The 14,461-nt window shown below is 43.7% G+C and carries 12 protein-coding genes; 8 read left to right on the top strand and 4 right to left on the bottom strand.

The genetic code is table 11. The annotated features are described in order from the left end of the window. The first annotated feature begins 122 nt into the window (after positions 1 to 122). The 6 genes from ACFOEE_RS07355 to adk all read left to right on the top strand — a co-directional run bounded on the left by ACFOEE_RS07355 (position 123) and on the right by adk (position 6,372). Positions 123 to 359, top strand: coding sequence for a heavy-metal-associated domain-containing protein (locus ACFOEE_RS07355; protein ID WP_377122704.1), 237 nt, complete (start codon positions 123 to 125; stop codon positions 357 to 359). Between the two features lie 254 nt (positions 360 to 613). Beyond that, the gene (locus tag ACFOEE_RS07350) at positions 614 to 1,945 is read left to right on the top strand and encodes a hypothetical protein (RefSeq protein WP_377122701.1); all 1,332 of its coding nucleotides are present in this window, start codon (positions 614 to 616) and stop codon (positions 1,943 to 1,945) included. A gap of 70 nt (positions 1,946 to 2,015) precedes the next feature. Next, entirely contained in the window at positions 2,016 to 2,627 is a 612-nt protein-coding gene (locus tag ACFOEE_RS07345; protein WP_377122698.1) for a hypothetical protein, read from the top strand. 138 nt (positions 2,628 to 2,765) lie between these two features. Next, positions 2,766 to 3,380, top strand: a complete 615-nt coding sequence (gene recR, locus ACFOEE_RS07340) for a recombination mediator RecR (RefSeq protein ID WP_377122939.1) — start codon at positions 2,766 to 2,768, stop codon at positions 3,378 to 3,380. 242 nt (positions 3,381 to 3,622) lie between these two features. Continuing rightward, a complete protein-coding gene (gene htpG / locus ACFOEE_RS07335; protein WP_377122695.1) occupies positions 3,623 to 5,539 on the top strand; it encodes a molecular chaperone HtpG in 1,917 nt (638 codons plus the stop codon). A 188-nt stretch (positions 5,540 to 5,727) separates the two neighbouring features. Continuing rightward, positions 5,728 to 6,372 carry an adenylate kinase gene (gene adk, locus ACFOEE_RS07330; RefSeq protein WP_377122692.1) on the top strand — a complete coding sequence of 215 codons (645 nt, stop codon included), beginning with the start codon at positions 5,728 to 5,730 and terminating at the stop codon, positions 6,370 to 6,372. 79 nt (positions 6,373 to 6,451) lie between these two features. Here the strand turns inward: adk and tpx are convergent, their stop codons facing one another. Next, positions 6,452 to 7,033: a thiol peroxidase gene (tpx, locus tag ACFOEE_RS07325; protein ID WP_377122689.1), complete on the bottom strand. Its 582-nt coding sequence runs from the start codon at positions 7,031 to 7,033 to the stop codon at positions 6,452 to 6,454. Between the two features lie 200 nt (positions 7,034 to 7,233). Between tpx and ACFOEE_RS07320 the strand changes: the two genes are divergently transcribed. Continuing rightward, positions 7,234 to 8,238, top strand: a complete 1,005-nt coding sequence (locus ACFOEE_RS07320; protein ID WP_377122686.1) for a response regulator — start codon at positions 7,234 to 7,236, stop codon at positions 8,236 to 8,238. A gap of 4 nt (positions 8,239 to 8,242) precedes the next feature. Beyond that, the gene (locus tag ACFOEE_RS07315) at positions 8,243 to 9,223 is read left to right on the top strand and encodes a sensor domain-containing diguanylate cyclase (RefSeq protein WP_377122683.1); all 981 of its coding nucleotides are present in this window, start codon (positions 8,243 to 8,245) and stop codon (positions 9,221 to 9,223) included. Positions 9,224 to 9,567: 344 nt separating this feature from the next. Here the strand turns inward: ACFOEE_RS07315 and ACFOEE_RS07310 are convergent, their stop codons facing one another. Genes ACFOEE_RS07310 through ACFOEE_RS07300 form a run of 3 tightly spaced genes read right to left on the bottom strand, consistent with a single transcriptional unit; the run spans position 9,568 to position 14,334 of the window. Beyond that, complete coding sequence (locus ACFOEE_RS07310) at positions 9,568 to 11,073, bottom strand: SpoVR family protein (RefSeq protein WP_377122680.1); 1,506 nt, start codon at positions 11,071 to 11,073, stop codon at positions 9,568 to 9,570. 17 nt (positions 11,074 to 11,090) lie between these two features. After that, positions 11,091 to 12,380, bottom strand: a complete 1,290-nt coding sequence (locus tag ACFOEE_RS07305) for a YeaH/YhbH family protein (protein ID WP_377122677.1) — start codon at positions 12,378 to 12,380, stop codon at positions 11,091 to 11,093. 31 nt (positions 12,381 to 12,411) lie between these two features. Further along, a complete protein-coding gene (locus ACFOEE_RS07300) occupies positions 12,412 to 14,334 on the bottom strand; it encodes a PrkA family serine protein kinase (RefSeq protein ID WP_377122674.1) in 1,923 nt (640 codons plus the stop codon). Positions 14,335 to 14,461: the final 127 nt, after the last annotated feature.

The raw sequence follows: 14,461 nt of genomic DNA, 5'->3' as shown, positions 1-14,461 counted from the left end.
CTAAACCTTACCATCATGGCAAGGTCAAATTGCTTTTATGATTTTTTTATTCATCACGCTTGACTCTACCATAGCCGTAAGCTTTAGCTTACGTCACGCAAACCTAACTGGAGAGATATTTAATGAAATTTAAGATTGTTGATATGACTTGCGGTCATTGTGTTAGTAAAGTTACCAAAGCTGTGGTTGCGATAAATTCAGGTATCAGCGTTATGGTGGACCTAAGTGAACACATGTTGACGGTGACTGGCGATATCACCGCTGATGAAGTCATCGACGCTTTAAGTGACGCAGGCTATAGCGCTATGGAAATCAAAACTACATGCTGCGCTGCAGATAACCGTTGCCACGGAGGCTAACAAAACTATATAGCAAGATAACCGGCTGAGGTTCGAAAGGCCTACACTTTGGAACCTCATTATAAACAGCCATCAAGTATTCAAACCTTGCGATAGCGCGCAAATTTGCCTACCAAAAGCCAGTGAGATTGTGGGGGACATCACTGCAAAAAGTGGTGTAAATCCACGCCTCCATATTTTCCACACAATTATGTAACAAGCTGCAACAGTACAAGTCCGTCATTGGATAAAACGCCAAATAGGAAGAGGTCGTTATGATACTTAAAAAGCTTGCTTTAACTTCGGCAGTAGCTGCTGCTATTTTTGCCGCACAATACTCAACGCCTGCACATGCCAATGCGGCAACCGATGTAGGAATTAAAATAGGTGAGAAAGTTGCTTCATTGATTTTGGGCGAAGTATTTAGCTCAATTTTTGATAAAGGCGACCCAGCAGCAACGCCTCAGCAAGTGCAAGATATAGTCAATAACGGCTTTAATAAAGCCGCGATGGATGAAATCGATATTCAGCTTTCTAACGTCATGAGTTCAATCTCAGATTACAACTACACCTTAAGCTACACGACCAATTTAACTACGGTAGAGAGTATTCGTAACTCCGCTGGTGCGGTACAAAGTGCGGTGGCGGTTAAAATGAGCAACGGCAATTTTATGCAGTTAGCGAAAACCTATATTACCGCGACCAATGTTAGATTAGCGTTTTTAAGTGAGCGTCGTCGTTATATTAAACTTAAAGGCGAAAAGGCTGTTGTGGCAGGTGAGATGACCGCAGCTGAGCTAACCGCGCAAATTGCAGAAGAAAACCGTATTACAGCACAAGCGGCTTTTGACAGCTTGACCGATTTAGCAAAATTCTTCTATGCACATTTTTACGACACCACACCACATACTCAAGGCTGTTTATATAAATATCCAGAGACACCTTGGGTTTCATCACGTGGTTTGATAGGTCAAAATAAAGATACCATAGGGGTCGACCGTTCAACTGTAACCTGCCGCAATTACAAGCAAATTCCACCAGTTGGCGCACCTAAGGATATTTACTATACCTCGCCAGCGGGAGCAATCATGATGTACGGTGCGCCAATTTCACCGGGCAATGAAGTACCGTTCAATTCAACTGATATCATGGAAGTACACAAAAACGAATATCGCGCCTTTTCGATTAAAAAGTATGCCAATTTAACCGGCCCATTTGCGCTCGACTTCCATATGCTGGTGGTCAAAGGGGATGATTTGGCAAGATATGTACGTAACTTAAACCTTATCACTAAATATCCAAATGAACTTGGTGATGTTGAAAGCCAAGTGATCAGCTGGATAGACATCATTGCTGCTTACGGTAATAACGACCAATTAGTTTATGCGATGCGTAAAGCGACGCAAATTGGTGTGCTGCAAAATAAATTGACCGACCGCTACAAAGCACGCCACGCAGCGGCAGTAGCGAGCCAAGAACAATGGTTTAAAGGTAAGTTGAATGAATGGGGCTTGGCACAAACTAATGCACCAACTCGCATTGAGTTTTCAACCACCAATCACTACCCAACTGACGCACCAGCATGGCTTGCTGATGCGATGAACTAAAGCAAATCACTTAAGTAGCTTGCTAGGCTGGCAGTTATCAACCAGCCTAGCGCGTTTAAATGAGACTAACATGAAACCTATCACTTGCTATGCGTTTTGCTTCACACTGCTTTCTGGTTGTTCTGCGATGGAGTACCCACAGCCGTTAAAAACCAGCCTCGACAACAATCACATTTTGACGACGACCTCAGGACAAGGACAAATTTATGTGTTGTCGCCTGAATCTAATCACTATCTGTGTTCTTTGCCGCAACCTGACTCGGCGTTTGACCAAAAAGATGATGGTGACCTCACGATTTCACTGATCAATACTCAAGGCGAGGGCAGTGACATTAATGAATCAAGCGAGGAAGTCGAGCTAGCAGGTCGTACACCGGGCGTTCTGTTAGCGCGTGAGCTGTTCTTCCGAGCTTGTGAGTTTTCTTCTAACTACAAGCTAAATAAAGAGGAAGCTAAGGCGATTTATCTTAAGACCTTAGACGGCGTGTTGGAAAATTGGAAAGTCGAAGCCAACCACACCACAGTCAATATTGGTGATGCGGTCAACAATCGTACCAATGTCAGTAGCACTATAACTGACAGCAACAAAGCCGCAACCTCAGTAACTGCAACGGATAGCACAACAACGTCAAGTCAAAAACCCGCAACCGATCAAAGTACCCTCAATTCCAGTGGCTATTGAGTAACCTCAGCCTATTCATTGCATAGACAAAGTGCCGCTTGCGACGAGATGAAACGCGCAAGCACGGCCTTTGAATATGTACTCAAGCGCGCTGGTATGTTAGTTTGCAGCTTAGATTTTTTTGAACCACTAGAATTTATGCAATTATCACCAAGTCTGACTCAATTAATCGAAGCACTTCGTTGTTTACCGGGTATTGGCCCTAAGTCTGCGCAGCGTATTGCGTTTCATTTATTGGAGCGTGACCGTCATGGTGGCACGCAATTGGGTCAAGCACTAACAAGAGCCATGGCGCAAATTGGTCATTGTCAAACTTGCCGGACATTTTGCGAAGCACCGCAATGCGATATTTGCTTAAGTGTAAAACGTCAGGACAACCGTATTCTCTGTGTAGTTGAATCGCCTACCGATGTGCTTGCGATTGAGCAAACGGGTCAATATCAAGGACAATATTTTGTGTTAATGGGGCATCTATCACCACTTGATGGTATTGGCCCCAAGGAAATCGGCCTAGATGTGCTTGAAGCGCGCCTCGCTGAGCGGTTATTTGATGAGGTTATCTTGGCGACCAACCCGACGGTAGAAGGGGAAACCACCGCGCATTTTGTCGCTGAGCTATGTCATAAATACCATGTCACACCATCGCGTATTGCGCATGGCATGCCAGTAGGTGGCGAGTTAGACTTAGTTGATGGTATGACACTGAAACACGCCTTTAGCGGCAGACGCGCCATCGCAAGAGATCAAGAATAAACCCGCTTTATAGTCATGCAGCCTTGCCTGCATGACATGCTTTGCAACCACAATCTGCGCCTGAATACGACTTCAAGCTCAGTCATTCCCCGTGTTAGCCTGCTAACTTACTGCGCGGTAATTTGGATAAAATCGCATTTTTCCGCTTGAAATATTCCGAGCAGCCTCAATATATCCGTCATAGCAACTTTATACATCCAGTATAAGTACATGCAAGGTACACAAATTAGGACTATTGACAAATGACTGATGTAAATCACAAAGAAAAACATGGCTTTCAAACAGAAGTCAAACAACTACTAAACCTGATGATCCATTCTTTGTATTCCAACAAAGAAATTTTCTTACGTGAATTGGTCTCAAATGCTTCAGATGCGGCAGATAAACTGCGCTTTTTAGCATTGTCTAATACTGAGCTTTATGACGGTGATGCAAACTTACGGGTGCGTATCAGCGCTGATAAAGACGCCAAGACACTGACCATTTCTGACAATGGTATCGGTATGAACCGTGACGACGTAATTGGTGCGCTGGGTACGATTGCAAAGTCGGGTACGGCAGAGTTCTTCAAAAACTTAACGGGCGACCAAGCTAAAGATTCTAAGCTGATTGGTCAGTTCGGTGTTGGTTTTTACTCAGCGTTTATCGTTGCCGATAAAGTGACCGTTCGTACGCGTAAAGCGGGCGAAGCAACGGGCGTTGAGTGGGAATCACACGGTGAAGGCGATTTTACGGTAGCTGATATCGAAAAAGCGGACCGTGGTACAGAGATTATTTTACACTTGCGTGATGATGAAACAGAGTTTTTAAATGACTATCGCCTGCGAGGTATTGTCACTAAGTACTCAGATCATATCTCAATTCCAGTCGAAATGTTTAAAGCTGAAGTACCGGAAAGAGACGGTGCCGACGGCGAAAAAATCCCTGCAGAGCCAGCTAAATGGGAAGCTATTAACCGTGCTACCGCATTGTGGACGCGCGATAAGTCAGAGATCAAAGACGAAGAATATCACGAGTTTTACAAGCATATCGGCCATGATTGGGAAGAACCACTGACTTGGGCGCACAATAAGGTCGAAGGTAAAACTGAATACACCAGTTTGCTTTACATTCCAAAACGCGCGCCGTTTGATATGTGGAACCGCGAGCGTCGTGCAGGATTAAAGCTCTATGTGCAACGCGTGTTTATCATGGATGACGCAGAGCAGTTTATGCCAAGCTACCTGCGCTTTGTTAAAGGTCTTTTAGATTCAAACGATTTACCACTAAACGTATCGCGCGAAATTCTTCAAGACAACAAAGTCACCCAAGCTATCCGTAAAGGTTGTACTAGCCGCGTATTGAAAATGTTGGAACGTCTTGGCAAAAATGATGCTGATGCGTACCAAACATTTTGGAATGAATTTGGCCAAGTGCTAAAAGAAGGTCCAGCTGAAGATTCGGCAAACAAAGAAGACATCGCCAAATTACTGCGCTTTGCTTCAACTCACAGCAATGAAAAAACACAAAATGTGTCGCTTGAGCAATATGTTGAGCGCATGAAAGAAGGTCAGGAAAAGATCTACTACGTGGTTGCTGACAGCTTCGAAGCGGCGAAAAACTCTCCGCATTTAGAGATCTTCCGTAAAAAAGGCATCGAAGTATTATTGTTGTCTGATCGCGTTGACGAGTGGATGATGAGCTACCTGACTGAGTTTGCTGAGAAGTCATTCCAATCCGTAACACGTGGCGACCTTGACTTAGGTAAGCTTGACGACGAAGAAACCAAAAAAGCGCAGGAAGAGACAGAGAAAGAAGTTGCGGGTTTAGTTGAGCGGGTGAAAACCGTACTTGGCGATAAAGTCAAAGAAGTACGCTTCACTCACCGTTTAACTGATTCACCAGCTTGTGTGGTGACGGACGACCACGATATGAGCTCGCAAATGCAAAAGCTAATGGAGTCAATCGGTCAATCTGTGCCTGAGTCAAAACCAGTATTTGAATTAAACCCAGAGCACGCTTTGGTAAAACACTTAAACGAACTGCAAGACGAAGACAAGTTTGCACAGTGGTCAGAAGTGTTACTTGACCAAGCTATGCTGGCAGAGCGTGGTAGCTTAAAAGACCCAGCAGGGTTTGTGGCACGCCTGAATAAATTGATGCTTGAGCTTAGCAAATAAGCGCTTGCAGCAAGAGTGAGTTACACGCTAAGCGGGAGCCATGCTCCCGCTTTTTTATGGTCAAGTTTTATTGTTCTCAGCAAATTGTACGCTTAACGTTATCAATTAGTATAAGTTGCTTGAGTATCCGCTGAGGGTGTGAAAAAATTCGGCTGTTATTGATAATTCTGAAAACGAGGAACACGACTATGCGCATTATCCTATTGGGCGCTCCAGGTGCAGGAAAAGGCACACAAGCACAATTCTTGATGGACAAATATGGGATCCCACAGATCTCTACTGGCGACATGTTACGTGCAGCCATTAAAGAAGGCACACCATTAGGTTTAGAAGCAAAAAAGGTGATGGACGCAGGTCAATTGGTTTCTGACGAAATCATCATCGGTCTTGTTAAAGAGCGTATCGCTAAAGCAGATTGTGAGAAAGGTTTCTTGTTAGATGGTTTCCCACGTACTATCCCGCAAGCTGATGCGATGAAAGACAATGGCATTGTGATTGATCACGTGATTGAATTTGATGTGGCAGACGAAGTGATTGTTGAGCGTATGGCAGGTCGTCGCGTACATCCGGGTTCAGGCCGTGTTTATCACGTTGTGTACAACCCACCAAAAGTTGCGGATAAAGACGATGTGACTGGTGAAGAGCTGATCATTCGTGCTGATGACGTAGAAGAAACTGTGCGCAAACGTTTGGCGATTTATCACGACCAAACTAAGCCACTGGTCACTTACTACCGTACCGAAGCAGAAGCAGGTAACACTGAGTACCACAAATTAGATGGCACTCAAGCGGTGGATGCAGTAAGCAAACAATTAGCAGCAATGCTAGGTTAAGCTCATTGCAGCACATAAAAAAACCGCCAATGGCGGTTTTTTTATGTGCTATTTGTGGTTGAGCTTTAGATGAGGGCTGTTACAGTGCTTTTAGGGCTTGTATCGCCGCTTCATAGTTAGGCTCTTTGGTTAACTCACCAACTAAGTCTTTATAAACAATTTTATGATTGGCATCGAGTACCAACACCGCTCGAGCCAATAAGCCCATATCTTTAATAATTAAACCATATTGCTCACCAAAATGGTGCCATACGGAATCAGATAGGGTTTGTAGTTTGTCGATATTTTCCGCTTTGCAGAAACGCTTCTGGGCAAATGGTAAATCTGCACTAATGGTCAGCATCGCAACCGCAGGGAACTCGCTGGCTACTTTTTCGTTGAAGTGTTTGGTTTGTATACTACAGACCCCAGTGTCCAAGCTGGGTACAACACTTATTAACACTGCCTTGTCTTTAAAGTTGGCGAGGGTAACTGGTGAAAAACCTGCGTCGACTACCTTAAAGTCTGGCGCAGCTTGGCCGATACTGACACCTGTACCGAGTAATGTCACAGGTTTACTTTGCACCATAACTTTGCCCATATCGAGCGTATTTTCAGGTAAATCAGCGGCTAAGGCCGGTGCAACGGCGAACATAAATGCAAGGCTTAAACGTTTGAGCATAAAGTATTACCTTTTGAGTTAACTTAATCTTGGCGAGTGTATTATACTGGAGAAGACTAACCAAGTTTTTTGCAACTAAATTAAAATTGTAAATGCAGGTTACTTTGATTAACATGTGTCGCAAAATTGTACTTATTCCGATAATTAAAATAATAGAACACACGCAAACCAGCTGCGTAGTGATGGGTTAGAGAGCGTCTATGGCAACATCTGTTTTAATTTGTGATGACTCGAAGTTGGCTCGTCGCCAGTTGGCGCGCTCTTTACCTGAGGATTGGGATATCAAGGTTGAGTTTGCCGAAAACGGTTACGATTGCATCGATAAAATAAAATCTCTGATGCCTGAAGTGCTATTTTTGGATCTCAATATGCCGCAAATGGATGGCTATGAGGTGTTAGAGGCAATCAACGAGCAAGGTCTCAATGTACTCACAGTCGTTGTTTCCGGCGACATTCAACCCAATGCCCACGAACGTGTTCGAGAGCTGGGCGCCATTGATTTTATTAAGAAACCTTGCGATAGCAAAAAGCTTGCTGAGATTATTGAACATCATGGTATCCGTGATAAAGCCATTCGTGAAAGCTTAGTACACAAGCTGGGTGAGCAACTTGATTCAGAGCTGCGGGATGTCTATCAAGAGTTAACCAACGTCGCGATGGGGCAGGCGGGCGATTTATTAGCACGCTTACTAAATGTATTTGTTAAGTTGCCTATCCCAAATGTCAACGTGCTTGAAGTCAGTGAACTGCATATGGCGTTGCAATCAATCGATTCAAGTGTCAGCACGTCAGGTGTTTGTCAGGGTTTTATTGGTGGCGGCGTGTCGGGTGAGGCGCTACTTATCATCAATGATTCCAGTTTTAAAGAAATTGCCTCACTGATGAATTATACCGGAGAGCTCAATGATAAAGTTGAGCTTGAGCTCTTGATGGATATCAGTAATATCTTGATTGGCGCAATTTTAACGGGCTTATCAAGACAATTAGATATGCCATTTAGCCAAGGCCACCCTGTGGTGTTAGGTCAGCACGGCGATGTTGCTGAGCTGGTTAAAGCCAACAAAGGGCGCTGGCAGCGTACCTTAGCCATAGAGATAAGCTATGGCATTGAGCACCATAATATTAATTGCGATTTGATGCTGTTATTCACGGAAGATTCGCTTAAAACCCTAAAATATAAAGTCGCGTACTTACTAGAAGAATAAGCCTATGCCTGCAGCCGATTTTGACATGAATGAAATCCACTGGTTAATGGACATGTTTAATACTGTCGATGTTGGCTTAGTGGTGCTCGATAGAGATTACAAAGTCTGTGTTTGGAATGGTTTTATGGAAAACCACTCTGGCCTGTTACCAAGCGCAGTGAAAGATAAAGATCTGTTCGATCTGTTCCCAAGCATTGATGAAAAATGGTTTCGTGGGAAATCAGAATCGGTATTTGTCCTAAAAAACCGCTCTTTTACTATTTGGGAGCAACAGCCCTATATTTTCAAGTTTAAAAACTACCGCCCAATAACAGGTAAAGCGGAGTACATGTATCAAAATGCCACATTTATTCCACTTACCACCACCACAGGTGAAGTGGCGCACATTTGTGTGATCATTTACGACGTGACTGACGAAGCGATGAATAAACTTGAGTTAGAAGAAGCGAACAAACAGCTTGAGCAATTAAGCCGCACCGATAGCTTGACCAAACTGACGAATCGAGGGTTTTGGGAAGAGGGACTGCGCCGTGAATTCAAACGACTCAAGCGCAACCAAGGTTGTAGCACGTTATTGATGTTTGATATTGACCATTTCAAGCGTATCAACGATGAGCATGGCCACAGCGGTGGTGATATGGCTATTCGCCATGTTGCTGATCTACTAAAGAAAACGCTACGTGAAACCGACACTGCAGGGCGTTATGGTGGTGAAGAGTTTGCCGTGACATTAATTGATACAGACGAAGAAGGCGCTACTATTTTTGCTGAACGTTTGCGGGTGTTAATTGAAAAGTCAGTGATTTTTTATGATGAACAGCAAATTAAGATAACCGTCAGTGTCGGCATAGCTCAGTATGATGCTGAATTTACAAAGCATGAAGAGTGGATTGAGGCGACTGACATTGCTTTGTATGCGTCCAAAGAGCATGGCAGAAATCGGGTAACACGCTTTGAACCAAGCATGAAGAAAACCGCCAAGTAAGGCGGTTTTTTTCATGCTTAAGTTAAATGTTCTAAATAAAAATCTTATTTTCAGCCCTAAATATCTACTTCATTTGGTGGTAATCATCATTTAGGTTTAGCCTAAATTCTATAATTAACTCATTGTGATAGGTAATTTTGCAAGACGTCAGCTATCGTCCGCAGTTGTTTTACTATGTGGGTGCAATTGTATGTCACGCTAGCAATAGAAATGATTGTTGAGGGCAAGATTAACTTTAACCAAGCGCTCTTTTAGGTGGCTAACGCAAAGCCACCTTCTAAAGAAGGTGGATCTTTGTCTTTAGCGCTAATAGTAGGACTTAACACCTAGTAAACTGACGCTGGTTATATGTCGTCCTCAACATTTGGGCATTGGGCTATGGTTTCTACTGTGCCATCGGCATTCTCTTGCTCAAGCTTCACTGCAAACCCCCATAGTCGGTAGAGGTGTTTCATCACTTCTTTTTTTGAATCTGCAAGTGGAATACCATTTTGTGGCACGTAGCGTAAAGTCAGCGAACGGTCGCCACGTACATCGACATTGTACACTTGAATATTTGGTTCGTGGTTGCTGAGGTTATACTGAGCAGAAAGCGCTTCACGTAATTTTTGGTAGCCGCTATCATCATGGATAGGACCAACTTCAAGGGTTGGCGACTTTTGTTTATCGACTATGGTGAAAAGTTTAAAATCACGCATCACTTTAGGTGACAAAAATTGGCTAATAAAGCTCTCATCCTTAAAGTTTTCCATTGCAAAGTGCAGTGTATCAAGCCAATTACTACCCGCAAATTCAGGAAACCACAGTTTGTCCTCCTCTGTAGGCTTTTCACAGACACGGCGAATATCGCACATCATATTGAAGCCAAGTGCATAAGGGTTGATACCTGAATAATATTTGCTGTTGTAGGGGGGTTGGTACACCACATTGGTATGACTTTGTAAAAACTCCAGCATAAACGAATCAGACAGCTTACCCTCATCGTATAAGTGATTAAGAATGGTGTAGTGCCAGAACGTTGCCCAACCTTCGTTCATGACTTGGGTTTGCTTTTGCGGATAAAAATATTGGGAAATTTTCCGTACAATGCGGATCACTTCTCGCTGCCAAGACTCTAATAATGGCGCATGTTTTTCAATAAAATAAAGGATGTTCTCCTGCGGCTCTTTAGGGAAACGAACCTTGCGCTGTTTTGTTTGTTGCTGACTACTTGGTATTGTGCGCCACAGCTCATTGATCTGAGATTGTAGATAATCCTCACGTTCTTTTTGGCGCTTTTGCTCCTCAACCATAGAAATTCGCTGCGGCCGTTTATATCTGTCTACGCCATAGTTCATCAGAGCATGGCAAGAGTCGATAAGATTTTCCACCTCATCAATGCCGTACTTTTCCTCGCACTGGGCAATGTAATTTCTGGCAAACAATAAGTAATCTATGATGGACGACGCATCAGTCCAAGTTTTAAATAGATAGTTGTTTTTAAAAAAGGAATTATGCCCATAACAAGCATGAGCCATAACCAATGCTTGCATTGGCATGGTATTTTCTTCCATTAAATAGGCAATACAGGGGTTGGAGTTAATAACGATTTCGTAGGCCAAGCCCATTTGCCCACGCTTGTAGTGCTGCTCAGTCTGAATAAATTTTTTCCCAAATGACCAGTGATTATAGCCAATCGGCATGCCTACACTGGAGTAGGCATCCATCATTTGTTCGGCAGTGATAATTTCAATTTGGTTTGGGTAGGTGTCGAGGCGATAATACTCCGCGACACGTTTTATTTCTGCCTGATATGCTTCAAGTAAATCGAAGGTCCAGTCTGGTCCGTCATTTAGCGGGTTATATGTCATAAGCTCCCTCCCGATGTTTAGGCTGCGCCTTGTTGTTGACGGTTCTTTTTAAAGAGCTCCCTGAAAATTGGATAGATATCCTCAACACTGCGGATGTGCTGCATGGCAAAGTTATCGTTTTGCGATGCAAGTACTTGATATTCGCGCCAAAGACTTTGATGTGCGCGCGTAGTGATTTCAATATAGGCGTAGTAACGCACCATTTTTAATAAGCGACTACGCAGGATCTCACCACAATGTGGTGAATCATCCGCCCAGTTGTCGCCGTCAGAGGCTTGTGCTGCGTATATGTTCCAATCTCCCTGGGCATAGCGCTCACGAATAATGTCGTCCATCAGTTTTAACGCACTCGACACTATCGTTCCGCCCGTTTCTTGCGAGTAGAAGAACTCTTGTTCATCCACTTCTTTGGCTTGGGTATGATGTCGGATGTAGACGACTTCAATATCCTTGTAAGTGCGTGTTAGGAATTGATACAACAAAATATAAAAGCGCTTGGCCATATCTTTGGTGGCTTGATCCATCGAACCTGACACATCCATCAAGCAAAACATCACGGCTTTACTTGTGGGGTGAGGGCGTTTTTCGTAATTACGAAAGCGTAAATCGTAATTATCAATAAACGGCACGGCTGCAATACGGCTTTTCAGATGTGCAATCTCTTCCTCCAGAGCTTGGATGCGACTTTGCTGCGGTACAGGTTCTGCCAGTAATGATGCTAACTCTTCTTCAAGCGCTCTGAGTTTGCGTTTTTTCCCAGCGCTCATAGCCACACGTCGCGCCAAAGAACCTTGTAGGGAGCGCACTATATCTAAGTTGGTGGGCATGCCGTCATTACAAAATCCGGCACGGTGCGTTTTCATTTGTACCAGTTTATCCAGTTGGCTTTGCTGCAAGTTAGGTAGTTCTAAATCTTCGAACAGCAAATCGAGATATTCATCTTTGGAAATAGAGAAAACAAAATCATCCTCGCCTTCACCTTGATTGCTCGCTTCGCCTTCACCACTACCACCTCCACCGCCTTGACCTTGTGGTGGACGTTTGATTTGGTCGCCCGAAGAGAACTGATCATTACCAGGATGAACTCGTTCTCTATCGCCGCCTTTACCTTGGTGAAACAGAGGCTCGCTGATATCTCGTTGCGGGATCGAGATGCTTTCACCGCTCGACATATCCGTCACGCTGCGTTTGTTGATAGCATTCGATACCGCTTCTTTTATCTGCTTCTTATAGCGCCTGATAAAACGCTGACGATTCAGCGTACTCTTATTTTTACCGTTCAGGCGACGGTCTATAAAATGCGCCATAATTCACCCTCTCAGTACTATGCTCAGTCGGTTACTGCGATTTTCTGACTCTGAGATACCATTCAGAGAGCAAACGTACTTGTTTTTGGGTGTAACCTTTTTCCACCATACGATTGACGAAGTCCTCATGCTTTTTCTGATCTTCAGCCGATGTTTTGGCATTAAAGGAAATCACAGGCAATAAGTCCTCTGTATTGGAGAACATTTTCTTCTCAATCACAGTGCGCAGTTTTTCATAACTTGTCCACACTGGGTTTGCGCCACCGTGATGGGCACGCGCCCGTAGGACAAAGTTGACGATTTCATTACGGAAATCTTTTGGATTCGAAATACCGGCTGGTTTCTCAATCTTTTCAAGTTCGGCATTAAGGGCTGAGCGGTCAAATAATTGTCCGGTATCAGGGTCGCGATACTCTTGATCTTGGATCCAGAAATCAGCATAGGTGACATAGCGGTCAAAGATATTTTGCCCATATTCAGAGTACGATTCCAAATACGCGGTTTGTAACTCTTTGCCAATAAACTCAACATACTGAGGTATTAAGAAACCTTTCAGATGACTTAAATAGCGCTCTTGAACTTCAGCGGCAAACTGCTCCCGTTCAATTTGTTGTTCCAGCACATAGAATAGGTGCACTGGGTTAGCTGCTACTTCAGAGTGGTCGAAGTTAAATACCCGCGATAGGATCTTGAAGGCAAAGCGGGTTGAAAGCCCTGTCATACCTTCGTCCACACCTGCATAATCACGGTACTCTTGATATGATTTAGCTTTCGGATCGGTGTCTTTTAAGCTTTCACCATCGTAAACCCGCATTTTTGAATAGATGCTGGAGTTTTCCGGTTCTTTAATGCGCGATAAGGCACTGAATTTAGCCAACGTTTCGAGTGTACCCGGTGCGCAAGGCGCTTTTGACAACTCACTATTTTCAATGAGTTTTTTGTAAATTTTGACTTCTTCAGAAACCCGCAAACAATAAGGTACTTTAACGATATAAACGCGGTCTAAGAACGCCTCGTTGTTTTTGTTGTTTTTGAAGGTTTGCCACTCAGATTCGTTCGAGTGCGCTAAAATGATGCCGCTAAAGGGCAGGGCAGAGATCCCCTCAGTACCGTTATAGTTACCTTCTTGTGTCGCAGTTAGGAGCGGGTGAAGCACTTTAATCGGTGCTTTAAACATCTCGACAAATTCCATCAAGCCTTGGTTAGCTAAACATAAGGCTCCAGAGTAAGCGTAGGCGTCAGGGTCATTTTGGGCAAAGTGCTCCAATTTTCGAATATCAACTTTCCCAACTAACGCCGAAATATCTTGATTGTTTTCGTCGCCCGGTTCAGTTTTTGCTATCGCAATTTGATTTAGAATAGATGGGTAACGTTTAACGACTCTAAATTTACTGATGTCGCCGTTAAACTCATGCAAGCGCTTGGTTGCCCACGGAGACATGATGGTTTTCAGGTAGCGTGGCTTAATACCGTACTCTTTTTCTAAAATGGCACCATCTTCAAGCGGATTAAAAAGTGCTAAAGGATGGTCATTCACTGGCGAGCCCTTTAATGCGTAAATTGGTACCTTTTGCATTAAATACTTGAGTTTTTCAGCAATTGAAGACTTGCCGCCACCCACTGGGCCGAGCAAGTACAGCACCTGCTTACATTCTTCAAGACCTTGTGCTGCGTGTTTTAAGTAAGAAACAATTTGTTCAATGGCTTCTTCCATACCGTAAAACTCGCTAAATGCCGGATAACGGGCAATCACACGATTGGAAAATATTCTGCTTAATCTAGAATCGCTCGCGGTATCAATCATTTGCGGTTCGCCAATAGCCATTAACAAGCGCTCAGCGGCGCTGGCATAGGCTGACTTGTCGGCCTTACAAATGTCGAGAAACTCGGCGATGCTGTATTCTTCTTCTTGTTCTGCTTCGTATCTGGCTTGATAATGCTCAAATATCGTCATAACGACCTCCAGTAACCTGCTGTTTGGGGAAAAGGCTTAGGAAAAACAAAGAAAAGCTATCGGTTACTTAAAGCGTAGACAGGGTTTAGAAAATTTGCCTAAAAATTCCAAATATTTAATCAAAAAA

Origin of the sequence: Pseudoalteromonas fenneropenaei, from assembly GCF_042643375.1 — a bacterium.
GTDB classification, from domain to species: domain Bacteria; phylum Pseudomonadota; class Gammaproteobacteria; order Enterobacterales; family Alteromonadaceae; genus Pseudoalteromonas; species Pseudoalteromonas fenneropenaei.
This window is presented reverse-complemented; position numbering and strand designations above follow the sequence as displayed.